Below are 22,118 nucleotides of genomic sequence, written 5' to 3' on the forward strand. Positions count from 1 at the left end.
CAGTCGATCGCCTCATGGCCTTTCAGTAAAGAGTGCAAAGACTGTCACGAGGCCCTGATTATCGCCGGTCACGTTAGGTCCCCTGTGAAATTGAAAATCTCTACTAGTGATAGTAGCTAGACCATTACGGACATCACCGCGCAAGGCCGTGCTCACCGCCGTGTCGACTTGGCTATTCGAAGTCATCCTAGTGACTTGTGATGTCTTCTGACGAAACCTTGGCTCAGCGCCCGCCACTACCCGCCTGTCAACACCGCTTTCCACGCCTGGCTGCCCGACAGCGCGAGCTTCAGTTCGCGGCCGCCCGCCTCCTCCAGCAGCCCGGAATCACCCACACCAACCAGGAGACTCCGTGCCCGGGACAATCCGACATATAGCTGTTCCCGCGCCGGACTCATGTCCTTGAACCCGTTGACGCAAAGGACAACAACGGACCGCTCCAGGCCCTTGAACCCCAGCACATGGCCGTAGAACTCACCCTCAATGGCATGGAAATCCCGCCAATACTCCTCCGTTGCGCCGCGCTCGAAGTAGTCCAGGTGGAGGGGTGGCGGTCTTTGGTAGTGAGGAGCGCGAGTTGGTTGTTCGCCCAGCCCTGGTCAATCAGCGCATTCAGGCAGTCTTCAGCGACGTCGAGCGCATCGTCGGCGGGGCAATCCACGAACCGTACCGGCAGGCCGGTGCTGCCGCGGGGCTTGAAGTAGTCGCCGGCGAAGGGTTTAAATGTTTCGGCGACTTTAAGTGTGTTGCGGAGGTTGTCATCAATATGGATGGGCACCAGCGTGGCCATCGGACCGTCGGCGAGGTCCGCCGGCGCGCCTCCCCATCGTTGGTAGACGTCCTGCCGGTCATCCATAAAGGCATAAACCTCCCCGGCGTCCGGGTGGGTGGTGCAGGCGAGCAACGCGTCCCACCAGAGAGGAGCGAAGTCCTGCGCTTCATCGACGATGACAGCGTCCAGCCGCTCGTGCGGCATGACAGCGTCCAGCCGCTCGTGCGGCGCCATCCCGGCTGCCAGCTCCTTCAGCAGGCGGGGCACCTCGACGTCGAAATAGTCCTGCCCCTGCCCGTCAGGGACGCCCAGCCCGCGCACGTATTCGTGGAACTCGCCAGTGAACACCGGCTTGGCCTGTCGCCAGCTTGCGACGCGGTCCTGAAGGTACTGCCCCAAACCTTTGTTATAGCAGAAGAGGCCCACTCGCTTGCCCTCTTTGCTGAGCATGCGGGCCTTTTCGACGGCGAGCCAGGTCTTTCCGCTGCCGGCGCCGCCGGTGAAGCGGATCCGGGGGAGCGAGCGGGAGGCCTGAAGCAGCGCGGACTGGCGATCGGTGAGATGGTCCTGTGCTGCCTCGTCCTCCTGAAAGGTGGTGGAAGGTATGACTGCGGTGTCCAGGTTTCCGCCAAGCTTGCGGACGATGCGTTCCAGGAAGGCCGGGGCCAGCGGGGAGGCGCCGCCGCCTTCGTATTCGATGGCTTGGCGGATGAGTTCCGCGGGCGACTTGCTGCCGGTCCTGTCCAAGATGAGTGACCGGGGGCAGCCGGCCATGGTCCAATCACTCGGCACATCGGTGTAGGGCAGGCTGACCATGTAGACGCAGCGGCTGCTGACACGGCAACCAAGTTGGTCCTCTAGCCAGTTCTTGAGTGCATGCAGTGAGCTTTGGGACTGCGCCACCGGACTCTGGATCTTGCGCTTCTGGCTCCGGTCCGACTGGTACCACTGCCCGTCGGCGATGCTGACTTGGCCGCCCTTGACCTCGATCGCTGCCATGCCCACATTCGGCCAGAGGACCAGCAGGTCAATCTCGAATTCGTTACGGCCATCGCGGAGGCCAGGACACAGTCATCGGGGAGGCCGTCCTTCAGTGCCGTCCAGACGGCCTTTTCCGCGTGACGTCCCTCGTTGAACTCAGGTTCCTCGGCAATGCACCTCACCGCGCCCCAGCCTTGGTGTCTCGGAAGGCGGGCAACCCAATCTGGGCGCGGATATCAGCAAGGTCCTGCGTATTCCGGTCGATCTGCTTAATCTGTTTCTTTTCGGTGATGGAGGAAAGAATGCGATTCGCGACCGCACAGCCCACGAGCGCGAAGGAGGCCCATCTCGCAGCGATAATAAATTCCGGCATGGTGAGGAACGCGTTCTTCAGGGCAATGACATTGTTTAAGTTGCCCGTCAGGCCGTCCGGGATGTCATTCAAGGTGTCGGTGACCGGCTGGAAGAAGGGTCCTGCAGACAGTTCGGGGCTCTGAAGCGTTGCATCTCTCCCGATGGACCATCGCGGATCCATGAGGTGCGCGAGGATATAGAAAACCACCGCAAGGTTGGCCGCGGCAAAGGCCGCCGTACCTGCAGTGGCGGCGGTGACAAGCCTGGCGGTGATTGTCAGGGGCGTGGACACACGGCTTCCTATGAGAAACAGCAGGCCGACAACCACGGCGGCGGTCCAAACAAGATTCTTGAACGTGTCCACGGTGGCTCCGCTGAGCATTTCCATCACGGGGTATCAATCTTTCCGCTGCTGTACATTTGCATGCACCCGATTCGTAGGTTCTGGCCACCTCAATCTACATTTGCCGCCCGAGTTCAGAACCTGTTTCAGGTCATATCTGTATCAGCAGGCTCTGACATTATTCGGAAGCCTGGATCGCGCCTTCGGGAATGTCCTGAATTCAGTCGTCACCTGGCCTCGAAGCATCTGCATAAACAGCGGATCTGGCCGCGCGTCAGGTGGGACGCGCGGCAGGTCTGTGAGCGCGTCCAAGCAGAAATGCCCGCCACGCGCGCTCCGTACAGGGCTGCGACAGTGGCCGTCCTCGACTCCGCACGGAAATCGGAAGATGGGCGGGACCACCAAGTGACAGCCCCGCCTACCGGATGGCACTCCACCCCCTTGGAAGGTCTGAACCACCCAGCCGCGCGGGTGAAATCGCTGGGCTTACACCGCTCCGCGGTCTCGATGCGCTTCAGCCACAGGGCGGCACGCGCAGCGGGCAGAAGTGACAGTTGAGTCCGTACAGCAAGCTCACCGGTCAGAACCGCGTGGCGGATCACCAAGCACCACAGCATGCACGCCTTCTCCGCGGGGCGGATTCCTTAGACGTCACCGCGTGGCTGCCCCAGTGCAAGCATTTCGGATGTGAAGAATGTTCTGAACTGGATGGAATTTAAGCCAAGGCCGAAGAGACCATACGGGGCACCTTGATCTACGCAGAAAATGGGACGCTTCGATACCGGCACATCAACGCCTTGTCTTGGCGAGTGGCGAGCGAACTTTGCCGAAGGGATGCAGGATTGTAGATAGGCCTGACGGCCGACGGCGGTTCCGCGGCCCATGCAGACGCCCTGATGATGACAAGTGGGAGCGGGACTGACTATCAGGCACGCCGGCGGGGTTTGGGTTTCACTGCGGGTTCCGGCGGGGACTTTCCAATTTCATGGGATCGAGCTTTCAGCGTGCCGAGTGCTAGGGCTATAGCGATGGCACTCGAAGAATCCCAAGGCATTCACCGACCAGAGAAATCGCCGCCTACCTCTCCAAGGGCCCTCGGCTATCGCTTGATGGCGTCTACGCTAGAGCTGACACTGGGAGACCGTCTGGACTGGTCAACATGCGAGTACCGCGGGGGGCCGCTAGACCCTAAGTCCGTGATGACCTGTGAGCGGCTGCGAGATTGGGAAGACACAGGATGGGTCTTGAGGCGTAACGGGGAACCTGTGGCCAAATTCGACAATTTTGGGTGGCTGGAACTCGATGGGAGGCTTATAAATCTTCATTCCGGGTACCGCGAACTTGATGGACGTCTGTATCAACTAGTGCTTGAGGTCTTCGGCCCACTATTGCCATAAATAGCGTCAGCGTTGTCACTCCAAACTTGGGCAATGCCAGGATACAGCTCCCAACAGCACCTTGAGCGGGAACACAGGTGCTCGAACCATTGTGACTGTGCTGACTATTGCCGCTAACATCTGACGAGATCTAAAAGCACATACGAAATGGGAGATTCATGGGGGCGGCGACTTACTCCGACAGCGATGTCGAAGCGATGGCTGACACACTTGCGACGCTGGTGGCTGGCGGCAAGACTCTGCAGGGGGCTCAATCGGCGTTGGCTTATGCACCGGCAGAACTTGTCCATGCAGCACGGGTCTTTTACGAGAAGCGGCTAAATCTCATCAAGGAGATCCCGGACCCTGGATTCTTGGCGAACGTTCAGCAGAAAGTCGGCTTCTGGTATTCCGGTCCTCGCCACGACGATGTGGTGTGGCCCACCCTCAAAGCGAGGTTGCTCGAGGAATTGCCCGAAGCTGCGGTTTCGGGGGTTGATGCTGCCTCCTCCAAAGTAATTGGTCTGGGCAGTCCTCCAGGTAAAGAGTCCATCAATACAAGAGGACTAGTCCTTGGCTACGTTCAAAGTGGCAAGACAACAAACTTCATGTCGGTGGTAGCTAAAGCGGCAGACGTTGGTTACAGGCTTATCATCGTGCTGACCGGAACAACCGAGAATCTTCGCACTCAGACCCAGGACAGGATCAATGACTACCTGATACAGCCCTGCAACTCCATATGGAATCCTCTGACTTCTGTCGACATGGATTTCAGCCAGACAACCTCTGCTGATGCGATTCTCAGTAATACGTCCATGCGTTCAATTGCCGTTGTGAAGAAAAACCCGGCTAGGTTGCGGCGGCTTCGCAATTGGATAAAGACTGCATCCGCCACTACACGTCAAAGTTGTCCGATTCTCATCATCGACGATGAAGCGGACCAAGCTTCCATCGACGTCGGAACTAGGCGCCAATCCACGATCAATGCTCTAATTCGGGATTTGTTGGCCAACCCGAAGGCGGCATATATCGCATACACGGCTACGCCTTTTGCGAACCTGCTTATAGACCCGAGTGTCGAGCAAGATCTGTACCCGCGAGATTTCATCGTCGATCTCCCCCGTCCGGATAATTACTTCGGTGCTGAGCGCATATTTGGGCAGTTGGAAGGCGAGAGCTCCGAGTACTCAGTAGATGATGGACTGGACGTAGTGCGCCTGATTCCTGAGTTTGAAGTGGATGATGTCCGTCCTCCAACGAACAAGACAGCCTTGGGAGGCTGGGCGCCGGAAGTGCCCGATGCAATGGGAACTGCGATTCGCTGGTTTCTACTTGCTACCGCTGCTCGACGCATCCGCTCGGGCAAGGTCTCGCATTCGTCGATGCTAATTCATACCTCCATGCTTGCTGCAGCGCATGAGAAAACTGCGGAAGCGGTAGTCGACTACTTGGAGGATATTAGGGGGGCTTTGGTCAATGAGGCACCCTCAGCGTTTGATGCATTCCGGGATCTCTGGGAGTCTGAAGCGGGCCGCGTGCAAGCAGGAACGTTCGGAAACCAGGCTCTGGCATTCGATGACCTGATGCCAGGTTTGTTGGAGACGGCGCGTGCGGCAAAAGTGATTGTCGATAACTACCAGTCCAATGACCGACTTGTCTACCACAAGGAAAATCCACAAACAGTGATCGTCATTGGTGGCAATACGCTATCCCGTGGCCTGACACTGGAAGGGCTAACTTCGAGCTACTTCGTGCGTGCGTCTTCCGCCTATGACACTTTGCTCCAAATGGGACGCTGGTTTGGATATCGCGTCGGCTACGAAGATCTGATCCGTATCTGGATGAGCGCGGAGCTGAAGAGCTGGTTCCTTATGCTGTCCATCGTGGAGGCGGAGATTCGTGAAGAGATTCAGGTTTATGAGGCGGAGGGAAAGACGCCGGCTGAACTGCCCGTGAAGATCCGGACGCACCCGCAAATGTCTGTTACTTCTGCCGCGAAGATGCGCTCTGCCGTCAAGGCCCAAGTTAGCTACTCGGGTCGACGCGTTCAAACAATCATGTTCAACGAATACGATGCTGAATGGCTGAATGCCAACATAGCAGCGACAAAAGACTTTTTCTCAAGGCTAATCAGCCAAGGTCATAGTGAAACCGAACTAGAAGCCGCTAGGCGGGGATTCCGCGACGTCTCGGCTGACGATGTATTAGCTTTTCTTGACAGCTACAATATCCACGATGCGGCGAAATCGATAGACAAGGATGCAATTCGCCGGTATGTCGAAAGGGAGCGGGCCGAAGGTGACCTGAAGAATTGGGATGTGGTTCTTATGGAACCTCTCAGTGGCACGGGGGAACTTGACTTGGGGCTGAATGAAAAGGTCCGGCTCATGCGTCGTAAAAAGATGTATATTCCCAGTGATGATGGAACAGCAAATCTTAAGGCAATCGCCTCCACATCCGATCGGGTCGCCGATCTTGATGTGGGACTCGAATTCATCCGGAAGTCGTTAAATATCAAGTCGACGGATAAGGTTTCAGACCGACAGTTGCTGCAGTTTAGGCAGTTACGACAAACGGGCCGAAGAGGCCTCCTCTGTGTCTATCCTATTGCCAAAGAATCAGATCCTGATCTCGTCTCTGGTACCGTGCCGATCGAGAACCGGAGAGCTCCGCTCGTTGCGGCCGCGGATTTGATCGGTCTTTGCTTCATGTTTCCGGAGTCACGCAATCCACGTTCCGTAGTCGACTATGTTGCCGCGAAGGTAGACGCAGACTACCTTGAAGCCCTCGACGAGGAACTGGACGCGGCCGACAAACTGGACGAAGAAAAGGCCGCCAGCGACGAATTGGTGAAGGCATGAGAGAGCCGTCCGCCTCAGTTTTTGACTTCCTGGCTAAGGATGTTTCGGCGGCCGGGAGCTTCCACTCGCGTAAGTCAGGGACCAAGACTGCACACGGAGAGGTCCTATTTGCGGTCGACGCTGGAGGCAGGCCAACCCTACTTGTTCCAATGGGCACACTCGTGGGTGCCATGCCTGATTGGCACAGCAAATCGCTATCACTCCAGACGCTTGAGCTGGCAGTCGACAGCGGGAAGCGTCCCTTTACGATCCTACGGTGCCTCGACCCCAAGCTGCATCACCAGTTTGGTCTGTTAGCAGACGATGTTCTCGATGTCATCGAATCAAACCCCGATAAGGCTTCAAGTGCCGTAACCGCAACTCTTGACCGCTGGAGGAACCTGTTCGAGGCAGAGCGAGGGTCTCTCTTGGGAGCAGCGCAGCTGGCCGGGATCATGGCCGAACTTCTTGTCCTGGAACAGCTGGCGGAGTCGCGGGGCCCCAAAGCATTGTCCGCTTGGCAAGGTCCAAAGGGCCATCGCCATGATTTCGTACTCAGCGACTGCTCGATTGAAGTTAAGGCAACAACTAACCACAACAACATGGTGGTCACCATTCATGGTGGGCGTCAGCTGGCCCAGCCTGACCACGGAGAGCTCTATCTGCGAGCTTTCCAGTTGGAGCGCACTCCCGTCGGGACGTCCGTCCCTGGGAAAATTGCCGAGTTACTTGAGCTGGGGCTATCTCGGCTGGATCTCCTCACCGCACTTGAGGGAGCACATTATTCAGATGCGGACGCGTCGACTTATGAAGAGACTAAGTTTTCGGTTCTGTCTGAAAAATCATATTTGGTTGGTAAGGCATTTCCCCGCATAACTCCTGAGACTGTGATGCCACCAGAGATAATTGATCGCCTAAGCAGCATTGCTTATTCTCTAGATTTGGGGCAGTTGGAAGAGGCATCTCTCAGCCTCAAAGCAGTCCTACTAGCTGATGCTGGGCCAAGCTGATGTTCTCTCTCTATAGGCAGCAGTACGGTGCAGATGGAGGGGTGGATGCGCGGTCCGCAGACAACGCAATTGGACGTACTTCCCTCGGGCTTTGGGACCTCGTGCTTCGAGAGTCTCTGCAGAACAGCTGGGACGCCAGGACGGACAGAAACGGACAAATCTCGTACTCAGTGGACGAGTATGAGATGGATGAGGACCAGACACGAATACTGGCGCGTGAGGTCTTCGGTCAACTTCCGCCGAATTGTCGATCCACCGACCTTCAAAAGCACATACTTCACAGACGAATACGAGTGCTTGTTATATCAGATGAGGGAACCAGAGGATTAGGCGGCCCAATCCGCGCGGATGTCTCTGGAAAGTCTGGAGAGCGTCGTGACTTCGTTGACTTTGTACGGAACCTCGGCCGCTCAACTTCAAAAGGTCTGGAGGGCGGTACCTATGGGCTAGGCAAGGGGGTCCTTTATCGGGCGAGCCAAGTGGGCCTGTGTCTGGTCTACTCGCAGGCGCAGTACAACGGAGCAATTGAGCCGCGGTTGATCGGGGTGTCCGGTGGTGACGGCGACTACGACGACGGCAAGAGCCGATACACCGGGCGTAACTGGTGGGGCGTTCCTGGCGCTGACGGGATTGTCGACCCCTTGGTGGGACAGGAAGCCCGAGACCTGGCCCAGAGGCTGGGAATGCGTGTACCAAGGCCTGAGGGGACGGGCACCAGTATTATGATAATTGCACCTGACTTTTTAGGCGTGAAAAGCGGCTCAGAACGAGTATCAGCAATTGCAGACGCAGCCTTAAAATGGGCTTGGCCACACGCCCTCGACATCGACAAGGGGCCAAATATTAGGTTCAGGTTTAGCGCTGACGGTATCGAAATTGCCGGCCCGCGCCCGCTCGACCATCCAATTTACCGCGAATTCGCAACAGCCTACATCGAAGGCCGGCGCAAAATACTGAATCCAGATCACGAAGGTAACTGGCAAACCACGTTTACCCTTATCTCAAGCAAGCGGCCCAAACGCTATCTGGGCCTACTAACACATCGTCTGAGTCATGACCCCACCGCATCAGGTTCTGAACTCGAGAACTCTGTTGCCCTGTTGCGGGATCCCCGAATGGTTGTGAAGTATCTTTCTGTCGCTGCACCTCCCAATGGGGTTCCTGTTTATGGTGTTTTTATTTCTGCGCCGGATATGAATAACAAATTTGCTGAATCCGAACCAGTGACTCACGATGACTGGGTATACCGCCAAGCGGCCGTCGAAAAGAACGCACCGAATCCGGTGAGGATTGCGCTGGATAACATTCGCGAGACGTTCCGGAACCTTTCAGTAAAAGGTGCAGTGGCTGGGGATGGAGTGCATTCGAAAGGGGCCTCTAGAGTAGCCGCTGCCCTTGGTGGCCTCTTAGCAGGATTTTCCGGCTCCGGCGCGGAGGTGCAGCCCGCCGTGAGTTCGTCGGCCAATGGATCAAAGAGGGCAAGGAAAGCATCCGTACGACTCATTACGTCCGCTTCACTTGACCTCTTGGACGGAGAAGTCGTTGCCAAGTACACGTTCGCCTTGACGGGTGGCCGACCCGGCAACGCGCTGGCTGTCAGAGTTGCCGCGCGGGTCGTGACCGAGTCCGGGGGAAACGAATCAGATGGTCCGATAGGAGCGGAGCTTCCCCGCTTCATCGGGTGGTTGTATGCCTCCGGGACTCTGTCATCCCAAGAAGTAATGACTGTTACGGCACCGCATGAAGAAGAAATCACTGCCATCTTCACTCAACCTGCCGACACTGCCATACGAGTTACTGCCGTAGTGGAGGAGCACGAGTTTGCAGGCCATTAGTTTCGGCTACCTGACTTTGCCGATCGAGGAAGTATCCACACTGGCGTGGGAAATTTCTGTCGGCGATTCGCCACTTGTTGACGGACAGCCCGCGGCCGAAGACTGGACGTATTACGACGACATCCTGATCAAGTGTTCGTTCGAGCTGGAGCTGGAGCACGCACTAGATCGATTAAGACTTCCAGCCAGTGCGGGACTAGGCGCTGTTCTTGTGGCTAGGTCCTCGGGAACCCCCTTAATTATCGCTTCAGATGTTTGCAGGCTGCGCGGCCGGCGGCAGCACATCTATCTCACCGTCCCTGGCACTCACGTTTCGGGCGCACTGTCACTGGAATTCCAGATCTCGCTGCTTAACCCTGGCGATACTCTCGAGAGCCCGTTGGCACCAAAACGGCTTGGAAACACGGTATTTCGAGTGGAACGGAAAATTCTTCTAGAAGGCATAGCTCCTCGCCTGCCGATGTTGCCGGTCAGCTTCGCCGACCACGGAATTGTTGGCTCCGATAAGGCCCTATGGTGGCTTCGATTGACAACCCGTGATCTTTCAGCCAGCGCTTCTTCAGCGATTTGGTTGTGGCTGAACGTGGACAACGCATTCATCATGCAACTGCTGGAGAACTGGGAAAACCCGGAGTCAGCTGCTTGGCTCCGTTTTCTTGAAATTGACTTCATGCGCCAGTTGCTCCGTGAGGCCCTCGGCAATGACGAGTTGAGCCTCGAGGTTCCGTACGCCGAGGAATCACTCGGGTACGTGCTGAGCAGTTTGGTCAGGCTATTGGGCAACTCCCTTGAACAGCTCAGGCTTAGATACCAAGAGGATCCGGGACGAGTGGAAGCAGAACTGCAAGCAAAGGTGGGAGGGCGCTGATGGCTGACCAAAGCGCCTTGCTCTGCTATCCCCGCATGAGCCTGTACGACGCTTCTCTGTCATGGGAGCTGCTGCGTACTCAGAGTCTTTCTGAGATGGATTCGTCCATTGACCTGGCGAGCGTTCAGGCCCCCTATTATCCCCTTGCCCGCCAGCGTGCCGGCTCTGACGAGTTGATGAGCCTTCGGTTAAAAATTGTTGGCATTGCGGAGGAGTTTGGTTTTCCTTCTGCAGTAAGCAGCAAGTTCTTGGTCGATTTCGATCGCGCCGTCGGTCCGGAAATTCATGCCCAGATGGCAATTATGCCCTCGGATGCTTCATCCATAGATGTCTGGAACTTCATCAATACCGCGGTGGTACCGGATGTCGTCTTATGGCGCTACGGACGCTTCAACGTGCAGAACAAGAAGTGGAATATTTCCGAAGATCGCCTTTTCGATATGACTCGAACGACCATGGGCCGTCTTTGGTGGAGAGTCCACCTCCTTGGTCCCGAGCTGGCTAGCCAGCTCGGGGAAGATGAGGTCGTCAACCTGCTGGAGAAGCCGCGCATTGGCGGCTACCCGCTGCTGTCACGCGCCATGGGAGAACGCTTAATTGCATTTGCTTCGGAGTCGAATACCGGACGCAGAATGGAACTTTTCCGTGACGCTACGAAACGCTTGGTTCGAAAAATGGCAGTTCAATCCGTCTTTGTAATGACTCCAGTAGAGATCAATGAATTTGTTACTTCTCTATTTTTAGAGTCTGCTGAGGCGCTCGGAATACCACCGCTCACGACGCCCCCGAATCCACTCAAATAACAGGAAACTCCGTTTGGCCGGTCTGCTTCTGGCTGGCCCAACTACACGTGAACAGCGGACGGTCGTCATTCTCGACTCGACACTCGGATGCACTCTCCAGCAGCACGAGGCACGTGCGATTTTACTGAACAGCAGGTCCTAGTTACCTTGAATGCTCGTCAGCAGATCAGCCACTATTTCCCCAATCTGCTTTGAGAGCAAAGGCGGTACGGCGTTTCCCACTTGATGGAATTGCTGAGTCCTGGACCCCTCAAAAAAGTAGTTATCCGGGAAGGACTGAAGCCGTGCTGCCTCCCGGACTGTGAAGCTGCGCGCCTGTTCAGCGTCCGGGTGGATGTAGTAATGTCCGTCTTTTGAAATATGGGATACGACCGTTGTAGACGGAGCATCCCAGACCTGCACTCGGAAGCGATCTGTAAAAGGAGTGCCTAGTCGACCCACGTTATTGTGCTCGGGATGGAGTGTAGTGGGGAGATCTGTGTACTTTGGACTCTTCCCCAAGCGCTCTGCCAGGCGCGCCATTACGCGGTAGCGCGCTAGATCTGAGACCATGTGGGCACGAGGCTCGTGTTGTATCGGTTTGACGAGCCGCCCATCTTGTATCCAAGCCTCATATTCGTCCACAGCCAGTGTCCCGGCTTTCATCGGCTCGGCCTTTGTCCCTTGGGGCATCTTCTGAATCGCGTCCAACGCTTCTGCCTCCACCTTGCGCCAGTCCAAGTCAGCCTTTGGCCGTCGGCTCGAAAGAGCTGCCCTTACACTTGGCATCGTCTGCAAGGCCGCGCGAACAGTCACAGCCCCATCCGCCTTGATAAGCACACGCCGAGGCGTCTTGGCAGCGACGTCGGTTCTAACGCCAAGCAGGATGACGCGGTGCCGCCTCTGAGGAACTCCATAGTCTTCAGAGCGGATGATGAAGTCCGATGGATTCAAGTCGTCTGGTTCAGCATCCACCACCAATGAACGGATTTCATAGCTTGCCCCGCCGGGAAGACGCTTCAAATCGCTTAAGATCGTCTGGAACATGCTGCTGTCGCCATGTTTCGACGAGAGCAGTCCCTTTACGTTTTCCATCACGAAAATTGTGGGCTTGAACTTGCCGAGGATATGAAGATACTCGCGGTAGAGGAAATGCTTGTGGTCAAAGGCGAAGGACTCATCGCCCGTGCGTCGTGACCGGCCGGCCAAGGAATACGCTTGGCAGGGCGGCCCGCCAATGAGCGCCCAATGTCCTCGTTCATTTTCAGGTCCAAGTTGCCGCTCGATGAAGCTGTCCACCCTGGGGCGGTTGTCTTCGCCCAGTTCGACTTGGTAAACATGAGCTTTTGCAGTCATATAGGCCTCTTTGAAGTCACCTGTTAGAACTGTTTGCCACGTTTTTTTGCCTTGGATGTAGTCGAAGTACGGCTGCAACTCTCCTCCGGTACGTACAAGCTCCCGGTACGTTGCCCGCAGCCTGAGCGTCTGACAAGCAAGACTGTCCATTTCGAACGATCCCAACGTGTTGAAGACGAAGCCGCCCTGCTCATCCCTGACGCTTGAGAAACCTTCGTTAAGGCCTCCGGGCCCGGCGAAGAGATCAATAACTGGAAACACATGCACCCCTTGATATCCGACACTCCAGGATACCAGGTGCCGCGGACATTCGATGTGGCGCGTCGGGGAGCATTGCCGGTCGGGCCAGTGTTTATAAGCACATCCATCAACTCAGGCGGTTGGCACGCGCAGCGTGTGACTGGCACACACGTCATTTCAACGATGATCCGGCCACCAGGTCCACGCGCGCGTCTTCCCGCACTTGGCCTCCGTGGCCGGTTCCAGTGAAGCCGGAGGCTACGACATCGCCCCGCTGAGCGCCCTCTATCCCGGAATCGACGCCCCGCGCCGCCAAGGTGAGCGGGGGGAGGGTCTTCAGGCATTGGGGGCCTACCCCCTCCCTGTTGTCCGCCTTACCTAAGAATGTCGGTCCTCACTGTCACGATGTCACTTGGAAAGCTGGTGAGGAGAGCCGACGTGGATAATCAAGCAAAACGTGTTGGCAAGACAACCGAGGAAAGGTTCTGGGAGAAGACACGACGTGAGCCGAGCGGTTGTTTGGTGTGGACGGCGTATAGGACGGCGGGCGGTTACGGGCAGTTCACGCTGAACGGGAGGCGCATTGGTGCTCATCGTGCGGCCTGGATCATTGCGACGGGAGAGGAACTCACCAGGGCGCAGTGCGTCTTGCACGTTTGCGACAACCCGCCCTGCGTGGAGATAACCCACCTGCGGGTCGGAACCACCGCCGAAAATACGGCGGAGAAGATTGCGCGCGGCCGTGACTTCTACATGAGAGGGGAGCGCCACGGGGCGGCAAGAATCCCCGAGGAAACCATCGTGAAAATCCGGTCGATGCTCGCTGAAGGGATAACCCATGCCCGAATCGCCGAGGTATTTGGGTGCTCCAGGACGCATGTGACCAACATCAGTAACGGAAAAGCAAGGAAAGCGCCTTCGCCTCAACCCACGGCGTTGATGGTTGCCATGGCGCTGCAGAGGGCTAGGGCCCAAAGCTACCGGGAGAGGCAACTCATCATTGTGGAGTCGATAGTGCATCCCGACGATGCAATCCCTTGGGAGGAATGGCGTCCGACTCGCTTCCACGGATACTGGGTTAGCTCTCTCGCCCGTGTCCGGGGGCCTCGGGGTACGATTTTGGCGCAGACTCGTGGTGGCGGGGAAAAACGCTCTTACTTTTTTGTCCAGTGTGGAGCAAGGAACACGAGGCAGGTCCACTGGCTAGTTTGTGAGGCCTTCCATGGCCCACGACCAGAGGGCATGGTAGCCGCCCATAATGATGGCGACTCCTTCAACAACTTACCGGAGAACCTCAGATGGGCGACTCCCGCTGAGAATCAGGCGGATAGGAGGGCACATGGCCGACTGAAGACAGGGGAAGAGCACCCTCAGTCGAGGCTGACCGATCTCCAAGTTCAAGAAATTCGTAAACAAGTTCCCGGACCCCATGGGACACTTGAGCGCTTGGCCCGAGAATTTGGCGTGAGCGCGTCGACGATTGCCCGTATTCGCGACGGCAAGCGTTAACGGCGGCATCGGGGGAGTAGACGGCTGGGTGGGCGGGCTCATGGCCGAGACCCTGAGGTTCCGATCCATCATCGTGGTGGTGCTGGTCCTCACGGCGGTGGCCGCCCTTTGCATCCTCCGCTTGGTCCCCGCCGGCCGGCCTTCCGGCATCCGCGGCGCGATGGACTGGTGGGGCGCGGGCTCACTCTCGCTGTTCCTGGTGTTCCTGACCTACTTCGTGTCCGACGGCTCCTCCACGGGCTGGACGCCGCCCACCGCCCTGGCGCTGCTGGCCGGCACCCTCGCCTCCTTCGCCGCGTTCTGGCTGATCGAGAAGCGCCGCCGCCACCCGCTCATCGCCGTGCACCACCTGCGCTCCCGCCAGGTGTGGCCGGTCATCGCCACCACCGTCCTCACCCTGGCCGGCATCTTCGCGATCATCAACTTCACCGTGGTGCTGCTGAGCCAGGACCACGACGGCGGCTTCGGGCTGAGTGCCTCCGTTTCGGCGTTGCTGTTCCTCACCCCCGCCGCGCTGATCGGCGTGTTCGCCGCACCGTTGGCGGGGTGGCTGGCGGACCGGCGCGGGTGGATTAGGATCCTCAGGTTGGGGACCGGACTGAGCCTGGCGTGCGCCGTGGTGGCCGCCTTGTTCTCTACTTCTTCTCTGGCCGTTCTGGTGGCCGTTGCCTGCATGGGCATCTTCTACAACGGCCTGTTCCTCACCGCCATCAACGGGCTCTCCGTGCTTTTGTCACCGAAGGAGGCGTCGGCGGCGCTGCCCGGCATCAACGGTGCGTCCTTCGGGATCGGGGCGAGCCTCGGCGTCGTGCTCGTGGCGCCTTCGCCGCCCAGGCCACGGCCGCCGGCTACGCCACCGCCCTCTGGATCTCGGCGGGCATCACCGCCGCCGCGTTCATCGTCAGCCTCTTCGTCGCCGCCCCCCAAGGGCGAGACCCTCTAACCCCTCATCCCCTTCAAGGAGACCCCATGACCACCCGCCGCCCCATCTACCTGGACTGCGATACCGGGATCGACGACGCCCTCGCCCTGGCCTACCTGCTCGCCTCGCCCCTAGCTTCCGTGGTCGGGATCGGGACCGTCAGTGGGAACGTCAGTGCCGCCGTCGGCGCCCGCAACACCCTGGACCTGCTGGCGCTCGCCGGCGCCGCCGATGTTCCGGTGGCGCTGGGGGCAAACGATCCGCTGGCTGCTTCTTTCCACGGCGGGGCGCCCTGGGTGCACGGGTCCAACGGGGTGGGCGAGGTTGAGCTGCCGGCGTCTGGCGCTTCGCTGGCGGCCGAGTCCGCGGCCGCGATGCTGGTGCGGCTGGCGCGGGCATATACGGGGGAGCTGCGGGTGGTGGCGATCGGGCCGCTGACCAACATCGCGCGGGCCCTGGAGCTGGAGCCGTCCTTGGTGCAGTCGGTGACCATCATGGGCGGGGCCGCGCTGGCGCCGGGAAGCATCACGCCCGTGGCCGAGGCCAACATCTGGCACGACCCTGAGGCCGCCGCCCTGGTGCTGGCCGCCGACTGGGACGTGACCCTGGTGCCGCTGGACGTGACCATGGCGTCGGTACTGGAGGAAACCCACCGGCAGGCTCTCCTTGCTTCGTCGGCGCCGGTGCCGCGGGCGCTGGGGGAGATGCTGGCCTACTACTTCCGCTTCTATGAGGGCATCTACGGCCGGCCCTGCTCGGCGATGCACGATCCGCTGGCCGCGGCGCTCGCCGTGGGGGCGGTGAAGGCTGCGCTGGCACCCGTGGTGCATGCCGCCGTCGACACCTCCGACGGGCCCGGCCGCGGGCAGACCGTGTGCGACATGCGCGGGCTGTACGCGGGGTATCCGCCCGTGAAGGGCGCGCGGTGCCGAGTGGTGCTCTCGCTCGAGGATGACTTCGGCCCGCACCTGGTGGAGACGCTGCTGGGGCACTTTGAAGGCACGACGGCGGCACTCGCCGAGGCGGGTTCGGTCGCCTGACGCGACCCGTCGGCATGACAGCCCACACCCGAACGATCGAGATGCCTAACTGGCTGTTGACGCCGAGTTCGCCCCTTCAGCAGGGTCCGCTGGCGGCAACATGAGATAGCGGTAGTCCATTCTTCTCTTGAGCACGGAAACTTTGGGCGACGGAAAACCGGCGTCCCGTAGTTCCTGCGCTTTCCATCCGGCGCCCTTGGCTTTTTTGAAGGACTCTATGTAGCGGCGTCTTGCCTGATACAACACGCGCTCGGCGTCGTTCATGGCCTTAAAGGCTTCGAGGACGTTGGAAGCGAGCTCGAGTTGTTGTTCTGAATGGCGCTCATTTGTCTGTCGGAGGAACTCCAACGGGTTCTGGCTTGTCATGGCTCATCGTAGCGATCGGCGCCAGGGACAGACCAGAGTCGACATCTGGGGTCTCGATACAACCCCAGGACCCCGAAACGGCGGGAGGTAATCCTCCCGCCGTTCGATCTTGTCCAGGTTAGTTCTGCGATCCGATGACCGAATGCGCGATCAGCATGTCCAGGCGGCGAATGTCCACCTTCTTGCCGACCTTGATTTTGATATGTCCCGCCCGGGTCCACATCTCCAGTTCGGCGTCGAGATCGAACTTGCCGGCATTCTCGGAGGACCACATATTGACGGCGGTGTAAGGCAAGGAGTACACCTCGACCTTCTTGCCGGTGATGCCTTGGGCGTCGCGGACAATCATGCGCTTGGTGGTGAAGATGGCGCTGTCCCGGAACGTCCTGTACGCCGCAACGGGCTGCTCGCCCGGGAGCATCAGCTCCATCACGTCCTGTGGAATGGGACATTCTTCAACGAACATCCACGTAGTTACTGCTGCTGCCTCCATAAAGGAGCCCCCTCTTCCTTTGTTACCCAACCCGCTCAGTCTCTCAAACTCCGGGCCGGCGGTGTTCAGGCGCGCTGCGGCTGCCGCCCGTTGGGGTCAGGACTGGAACTGCTGCATGACTGAGAGGTGCCCGGCCCTTGCCGAAACCAGGCACTTGGCCAGGTAGAAGGGTCGGTTGCCGTGCCGAACGTACTGCGTCAGCACCAGGACCGGGTCCGATGGGCGCAGGTCCAGTAGCTTCGCGCGGCTGGGGCCCACTTGGCTGAGGCTGATCTGGCACTCGCCCGGCCCGGCCAGCCGGCCCAGCTGGGTGTTGAGCGTGGCAAGCAGGGTGGCGTCGCCGTCGTCCTTTATCTCAAGGGGCGCGGCGGCGTTCCTGCCGAAGCTGACCGGCTGGGCCGTGACGTTTTCCTGCAGGTGGGCGATGGCCTCACCGTCCCGGATCAGGACGGATTCCCAAAGCCAGCAGTCGGTGCCGGGCTCGACGCCGATGCCGGGGGCGACGAACTCCGAAGCGGCCTGGCGGATGGCTTGGGTGCGTTTGACCTCGAGCGTCTGGCCGGGGCCGGCGAGGACTTCCTCGAAGGGACGGATGCGTTCGATGCCGATGCGGGGGAGGGTGTCCGAGACGAAGCGTCCGACGCCGCGCCTCGCCCTGATGAGGCCGTCCTCCTCCAGGAGCATGAGGGCTTCGCGGACCACGGTGCGGCTGACTTTCATGTCGGCACCGAGTTCGGTCTCGGTGGGAATCATGGAGCCGGGCGTGAGGAGGCCGTTGCGGATGGCCTCGGCGATGCGCGAATACACAGCGACGCGCAGCGGCGAGCCGGGCTGGGCGGCCACCGGCTGGGACAGGAACCGGGCGGCGTCCTGGTGCACGTTTTGCCTCGTTCTTTTTGGTGGGTGGGTCCGGGGATTCCAGCCTAGGACATGTTGCACCTGTTTGTTGGACAAGCGGCAGTGGCGCCGTCGGCATTCCTCTTCCGTCGTGCCGGAGAGCCGTTGTAGTGTCAGGGCGTGATCGTGCCCGATATTTCCCAGGACGCAGTGGCGGTGGCGGAGCACTACGACGAGCTCGACCTCCTTTATCGCCGGGTCTGGGGCGACCACGTCCATCACGGGCTGTGGGTTACGGGGCGTGAGACATCCGGGGAAGCGGTAGAGGCGCTGGTCGACACCGTTGGAGATCGACTGCGCCTCACGCCCGGCCAGGTGTGCGTCGACATCGGCTGCGGCTACGGCTCCACCGCACGGCGGCTCGCCGTAACACGCGGGGTCCGCGTCACAGGGTTCACGCTTTCCGTTGAGCAGGAAGACTATGCCGCTGCGCATCCGGTACCGGACGTGGACATCCAGGTCTGCGATTGGCTCACGAACGGGCTGCCAAATGCCTCGGCCGAGGCTGCGTGGGCGATTGAGTCGAGCGAACATATGGTCGACAAGCCCAAATTCTTCGCCGAAGCGCACCGGGTGCTGGTGCCCGGCGGCGGCTTCGTTATCTGTGCGTGGATTGCCGAGACCGATGCCAGCCGCTGGAAGGTCCGCCACCTGCTCGAACCGATCTGCCGCGAAGGGCGTCTGCCCTCGATGGGCACGCGCGAGGAATATGAGGCCATGGCAACGGCGGCAGGCCTTACGGTCACCGGCTATGAGGATGTCAGCAGCCGCGTTGCCCGGACATGGATGATCTGCGCTGGCCGGCTTGTGAAGACGTTACTTACCGACCGCGGGGTACGCCGCCTTGCCCTCGGCGCACGCAATCGCGGAGCGATTCTCAGCATTCCCCGCCTGATCCTGGCTTACCGCACCGGCGCCATGCGCTACGGGATCTTCACGCTGGCGAAGGCTGTAGAGACCGTCATTTAGGACAGCGGCCGGCGCTCGCCCACGCTGATGGAGGACGACGGCGGCAGGTACTCCCGCCGTCGTCGTTCCATCCTGCGCTGCTGACCGGGGGACGGGATGTTGGCGCGCTTGGCGCGGTTGCACCTGGCGCAGGCGGCGACGAAGTTCTGCAGGCTGGTGGAGCCGCCCTTGGACCACGGGTAAAAGTGGTCGCCATGCTCCGCGGGGCGGCCGCAGCGACGACCGAAGCCGGCTTCCAACTCGCACAGGCCGTTAGCCCGTGCCATCCCTTCGCGGCGCTGCTGGCGGGTGAAGCGGCGTACCGGGTCGCGGCGTCGCATATCTCGCCTGCTAACGACGGCTGCGGCGATGCCGAGCACGACTACGACCACAAGGGGGAGCGCAGCTGCAGAGACGACGCGGTCAAACATGCCGCGCAACACTCCAGCGGCGACGGAGGACCCCGCTCCGGAAACCGGTGCTGCCTTGGCCGTGAGGGCCGTCATCACCGAGACGGCGAGCCATATCAGCACCGCCGAGTACGCCAAGCGAAGCCCTTGCCGGGTCCAATAGATACGGCCGAGTTCCTGCATTGCTTCCCCCATTTTTTGTTCGCGGGCGTCCGTGATCGCTGATGCCCAGGGAATGCTATAGGCCACGTGCAGGCAGGTGGCCCAGGATTGGCTCAATTTTTGCCGAGCTTCCCGCCTTGGCCCCGCCGTCGTCCATGCCCCTGCTGCCGTCCCGCCGAATAGACGTACGTCACTATCAGGTGCAAGGGTGGTCGAATGGATGCCGACATCAACTTCTACTTTGACCCCACCTGCCCGTTCGCCTGGATGACCAGCAAATGGGTGCGGCAGGTGCAGGCGCAGCGCGACTACAGCGTGGATTGGCGATTCATCTCCTTGCGGCTGATCAACTCCAACGTGGACTACGACGCACATTTCCCGCCGGAGTACGAGGCCGGGCACACGGCTGGACTCCGTCTTCTGCGGGTGGCGGCGCGGGCGCGTGCGGAGCATGGGCGCGAGTCGATGGCCCGGCTGTATGAGGCATTCGGCTCCCACATCTTCGAAACCGCACCGGACCCGGCCGAACAGCGCACCGAGGGCGAAGTCCGTGAGCGGCGCGGGACACGTGAGTTCGTGGAGCCAATCCTCGCCGACGCAGGCTTGCCCCTTGCGCTGGCGGAGGCTCTCGACGACGAGTCCTGGGACCGCGAAATCCGCCAGGAGACAGATGAGGCGCTGGCGCTGACGGGCAAGGACGTGGGCACGCCCATCATCCACTTTGAGCCTCCCGCCGGGGTGGCCTTCTTCGGCCCGGTGATCAGCCGGCTCCCGGACGACAATTCGGCCGGCGAGCTGTGGGACCACGTGGTGGGGCTGGCACGCTTCCCTGGTTTTGCCGAACTCAAGCGAAGCCTGCGCGAGCAGCCACAACTTGCTGCCTTCGGAGTCGATGCCGATACCGTTGGCCAGCAGGAAGACTGGCACGGCGGCAGCCGGCGGCAGAAGAAATGACGTCAGTAGAGGATAGATCGATGAAGACAAACACCCGCCAACACCAGGAATCCGTAACCGTGCAGGCCTCAGCCGAGACACTCTACGACCTGGTCTCCGACATTACCCGCACCGGCGAGTGGAGCCCGGTCTGTACGTCGTGCTGGTGGGACGACGAGGCCAACGCCGGCCAGGTGGGGGCATGGTTCACCGGGCGTAACGAGCTCCCGCACCGGGCTTGGGATACCCGGTCGCAGGTGGTGGCTGCCGAGCGTGCCCGCGAGTTCGCCTGGGTGGTGGGTGGCCGCTTTGTCCGCTGGGGCTTCACAATGACCCCGGCAGATAACGGGACCACGCTGACCGAGTCGTGGGAATTCCTGCCGGACGGGATCGCCATGTTCGAGGAAAAGTTCGGCGACGATGCTTCCGTCCAGATCGCCGACCGCACCCAGCAGGCACTCGACGGCATCCCGAAAACGCTCGCCGCAATCAAGCGGATCGTAGAATCCATCGCTGTAACTGAGCAGGCACGGCGCTAGGACCGGGGCTGCCGCACCAATAAGAGTGCAAGGTATGGACCGTGACCCGGGCACATTGGGCGGCAAGAGGGAGTGCAGTGGCGGCACCCGCGCTGCCTGCGAACGGACATAGTCGAGGTGCGTCCGGCCGGGAATTACTGCACCCATATAAGGCCTGACTTTTGACCCTAGTGTCCGTCTCTTTGCGGAGCCATTACTGATGGGAGGAGCGGCACCCCGGCCGCCCCATCGACGTCCTCAGGGAGAAAGACCATGTTCGCCAGAATTAGCACCTACAAGACCGGCCCCGATACCCGCAGGGATAACCCCAGCGACGAGGTTGTGGACAGCGTGCTCCAGCTCCCAGGCTGCAAAGGCATCTACTACCTGAATGGGAAGGACACGGAGAACGCCCTGTCCATCACGCTTTGGGACACGCAGGAAGCGATGGTGGCCAGCCGCCAGGCGGCCAGCAGGATCCGGGAGGAGAGCAGCCAGTCGGACAAGACCCAGATCGTCTCCGTGGAGGAATTCGAGGTCACCGCCAGCAACCTCAAGGATTGAGCCGCCATCCTCCGTGCCGCCCGGCCCGTGCCCTCCGCCGGGCAAGCGCCGTCTTCTGGAAACCGAGTGCAACAATGGCGCCATGGCCCAGAGCAGCCTCAGTCCAGCGCTACTGTGCGGTGGCGTTTTAGGGGCGAACCGGTGTGGCAGCCTCGTTGCCTAGCACCGTGGTCCACGGGCTGGCGGTCCACGACGTGACGACGCCGTTGAGGACGTAGGGATCTGCGGCTGCGAAGGCTTTGGCGGCTTCGACTGGGTTTTCGCCGGTGAAGATCAGCAGCCCCTTGAATGGCCCTTCGCCAATTGCCCCGCCCAGCAGAAGCTCGCCGCGTTCGACCGCTTCCCACCCCGCCCTGAGGTGATCTCCGCGGTACTGCCCACGGCTTTCGAGGTAGTTGTCTGCGTAGGTGTATTCGAGTACGGCGTGCATTGGCGTCTCCGTTTCGTTCAGGGGTTTCAATCGTTGTAGCAGCAGCGTACCCAGCCAGACCTACCCAAAAACGGTAGCCACCTCAACCCGTACCCCGGCGCTCCGGCATTCATTTGCACGCCGCTGAAGTGTCGCTTGTTCATAGTCCGTTTCGAGGGGGCGGCGAGAG

The 22,118-nt window shown here is 60.1% G+C and carries 20 protein-coding genes and 1 pseudogene; 13 read left to right on the top strand and 8 right to left on the bottom strand.

Annotated features, from left to right (window positions below):
- Positions 1–394 precede the first annotated feature (394 nt).
- Complete coding sequence (locus MRBLMD1_RS14015; protein ID WP_364400635.1) at positions 395–1,771, bottom strand: hypothetical protein; 1,377 nt, start codon at positions 1,769–1,771, stop codon at positions 395–397.
- 160 nt (positions 1,772–1,931) lie between these two features.
- Positions 1,932–2,498 (bottom strand): hypothetical protein, encoded by a 567-nt coding sequence (locus tag MRBLMD1_RS14020; protein WP_364400637.1) that lies wholly within the window; start codon positions 2,496–2,498, stop codon positions 1,932–1,934.
- Positions 2,499–3,304: 806 nt separating this feature from the next.
- Between MRBLMD1_RS14020 and MRBLMD1_RS21995 the strand changes: the two genes are divergently transcribed.
- The 6 genes from MRBLMD1_RS21995 (at position 3,305) to MRBLMD1_RS14045 (ending at position 11,182) form a co-directional block, all read left to right on the top strand.
- Positions 3,305–3,847 carry a hypothetical protein gene (locus MRBLMD1_RS21995; RefSeq protein WP_414703703.1) on the top strand — a complete coding sequence of 181 codons (543 nt, stop codon included), beginning with the start codon at positions 3,305–3,307 and terminating at the stop codon, positions 3,845–3,847.
- Between the two features lie 158 nt (positions 3,848–4,005).
- Positions 4,006–6,687 (top strand): Z1 domain-containing protein, encoded by a 2,682-nt coding sequence (locus tag MRBLMD1_RS14025; RefSeq protein ID WP_364400640.1) that lies wholly within the window; start codon positions 4,006–4,008, stop codon positions 6,685–6,687.
- Positions 6,684–7,676 carry a PD-(D/E)XK motif protein gene (locus MRBLMD1_RS14030; protein ID WP_364400643.1) on the top strand — a complete coding sequence of 331 codons (993 nt, stop codon included), beginning with the start codon at positions 6,684–6,686 and terminating at the stop codon, positions 7,674–7,676. The genes MRBLMD1_RS14025 and MRBLMD1_RS14030 overlap by 4 nt, the downstream gene beginning before the upstream one ends.
- Entirely contained in the window at positions 7,676–9,511 is a 1,836-nt protein-coding gene (locus tag MRBLMD1_RS14035) for a hypothetical protein (RefSeq protein WP_364400645.1), read from the top strand. The genes MRBLMD1_RS14030 and MRBLMD1_RS14035 overlap by 1 nt, the downstream gene beginning before the upstream one ends.
- Positions 9,498–10,379 (top strand): hypothetical protein, encoded by an 882-nt coding sequence (locus MRBLMD1_RS14040; protein WP_324644439.1) that lies wholly within the window; start codon positions 9,498–9,500, stop codon positions 10,377–10,379. The genes MRBLMD1_RS14035 and MRBLMD1_RS14040 overlap by 14 nt, the downstream gene beginning before the upstream one ends.
- Positions 10,379–11,182: a hypothetical protein gene (locus tag MRBLMD1_RS14045; protein ID WP_364400648.1), complete on the top strand. Its 804-nt coding sequence runs from the start codon at positions 10,379–10,381 to the stop codon at positions 11,180–11,182. Before MRBLMD1_RS14040 ends, MRBLMD1_RS14045 begins: the two co-directional genes overlap by 1 nt.
- Positions 11,183–11,320: 138 nt before the next feature.
- On the opposite strand, the gene MRBLMD1_RS14050 is transcribed toward MRBLMD1_RS14045, so the two are convergent.
- Positions 11,321–12,778 carry a DNA cytosine methyltransferase gene (locus tag MRBLMD1_RS14050; protein ID WP_324644441.1) on the bottom strand — a complete coding sequence of 486 codons (1,458 nt, stop codon included), beginning with the start codon at positions 12,776–12,778 and terminating at the stop codon, positions 11,321–11,323.
- Positions 12,779–13,162: 384 nt separating this feature from the next.
- Between MRBLMD1_RS14050 and MRBLMD1_RS14055 the strand changes: the two genes are divergently transcribed.
- The 3 genes and pseudogenes from MRBLMD1_RS14055 to MRBLMD1_RS14065 all read left to right on the top strand — a co-directional run bounded on the left by MRBLMD1_RS14055 (position 13,163) and on the right by MRBLMD1_RS14065 (position 16,228).
- The gene (locus MRBLMD1_RS14055) at positions 13,163–14,266 is read left to right on the top strand and encodes an HNH endonuclease (protein WP_364400651.1); all 1,104 of its coding nucleotides are present in this window, start codon (positions 13,163–13,165) and stop codon (positions 14,264–14,266) included.
- Positions 14,256–15,196, top strand: a pseudogene (locus MRBLMD1_RS14060) (MFS transporter); the annotation flags it as partial. The gene MRBLMD1_RS14055 and the pseudogene MRBLMD1_RS14060, both read left to right, overlap by 11 nt.
- A 39-nt stretch (positions 15,197–15,235) precedes the next feature.
- Positions 15,236–16,228 (top strand): nucleoside hydrolase, encoded by a 993-nt coding sequence (locus MRBLMD1_RS14065; RefSeq protein WP_364401443.1) that lies wholly within the window; start codon positions 15,236–15,238, stop codon positions 16,226–16,228.
- A gap of 45 nt (positions 16,229–16,273) precedes the next feature.
- Here MRBLMD1_RS14065 and MRBLMD1_RS14070 read toward each other — a convergent pair whose 3' ends face one another.
- The 3 genes from MRBLMD1_RS14070 to MRBLMD1_RS14080 all read right to left on the bottom strand — a co-directional run bounded on the left by MRBLMD1_RS14070 (position 16,274) and on the right by MRBLMD1_RS14080 (position 17,966).
- Positions 16,274–16,594 carry a hypothetical protein gene (locus MRBLMD1_RS14070; protein ID WP_364400653.1) on the bottom strand — a complete coding sequence of 107 codons (321 nt, stop codon included), beginning with the start codon at positions 16,592–16,594 and terminating at the stop codon, positions 16,274–16,276.
- 118 nt (positions 16,595–16,712) lie between these two features.
- On the bottom strand, positions 16,713–17,087 hold the full coding sequence (locus MRBLMD1_RS14075; RefSeq protein ID WP_364400656.1) for a PH domain-containing protein: 375 nt from the start codon (positions 17,085–17,087) through the stop codon (positions 16,713–16,715).
- A gap of 96 nt (positions 17,088–17,183) precedes the next feature.
- Positions 17,184–17,966 carry a GntR family transcriptional regulator gene (locus MRBLMD1_RS14080; RefSeq protein ID WP_364400659.1) on the bottom strand — a complete coding sequence of 261 codons (783 nt, stop codon included), beginning with the start codon at positions 17,964–17,966 and terminating at the stop codon, positions 17,184–17,186.
- Between the two features lie 138 nt (positions 17,967–18,104).
- Between MRBLMD1_RS14080 and MRBLMD1_RS14085 the strand changes: the two genes are divergently transcribed.
- Positions 18,105–18,953 (top strand): class I SAM-dependent methyltransferase, encoded by an 849-nt coding sequence (locus MRBLMD1_RS14085; RefSeq protein ID WP_364400661.1) that lies wholly within the window; start codon positions 18,105–18,107, stop codon positions 18,951–18,953.
- Here MRBLMD1_RS14085 and MRBLMD1_RS14090 read toward each other — a convergent pair.
- On the bottom strand, positions 18,950–19,525 hold the full coding sequence (locus MRBLMD1_RS14090) for an HNH endonuclease (protein ID WP_364400664.1): 576 nt from the start codon (positions 19,523–19,525) through the stop codon (positions 18,950–18,952). The two genes, MRBLMD1_RS14085 and MRBLMD1_RS14090, sit on opposite strands and share 4 nt — an antisense overlap.
- Before the next feature lie 195 nt (positions 19,526–19,720).
- On the opposite strand from MRBLMD1_RS14090, the gene MRBLMD1_RS14095 reads away from it, so the two are divergent.
- The 3 genes from MRBLMD1_RS14095 (at position 19,721) to MRBLMD1_RS14105 (ending at position 21,519) form a co-directional block, all read left to right on the top strand.
- Positions 19,721–20,458 (top strand): hypothetical protein, encoded by a 738-nt coding sequence (locus tag MRBLMD1_RS14095; protein WP_364400666.1) that lies wholly within the window; start codon positions 19,721–19,723, stop codon positions 20,456–20,458.
- 20 nt (positions 20,459–20,478) lie between these two features.
- On the top strand, positions 20,479–20,976 hold the full coding sequence (locus MRBLMD1_RS14100; protein ID WP_364400668.1) for an SRPBCC family protein: 498 nt from the start codon (positions 20,479–20,481) through the stop codon (positions 20,974–20,976).
- Positions 20,977–21,228: 252 nt separating this feature from the next.
- The gene (locus MRBLMD1_RS14105; RefSeq protein ID WP_364400671.1) at positions 21,229–21,519 is read left to right on the top strand and encodes a hypothetical protein; all 291 of its coding nucleotides are present in this window, start codon (positions 21,229–21,231) and stop codon (positions 21,517–21,519) included.
- Positions 21,520–21,646: 127 nt separating this feature from the next.
- On the opposite strand, the gene MRBLMD1_RS14110 is transcribed toward MRBLMD1_RS14105, so the two are convergent.
- Positions 21,647–21,949, bottom strand: coding sequence for a YciI-like protein (locus MRBLMD1_RS14110; RefSeq protein ID WP_364400674.1), 303 nt, complete (start codon positions 21,947–21,949; stop codon positions 21,647–21,649).
- Between the last annotated feature and the right edge of the window lie 169 nt (positions 21,950–22,118).

It is taken from the genome of Pseudarthrobacter sp. LMD1-1-1.1 (genome assembly GCF_040676255.1).
In the GTDB taxonomy this organism is placed as follows: Bacteria; Actinomycetota; Actinomycetes; order Actinomycetales; family Micrococcaceae; genus Arthrobacter.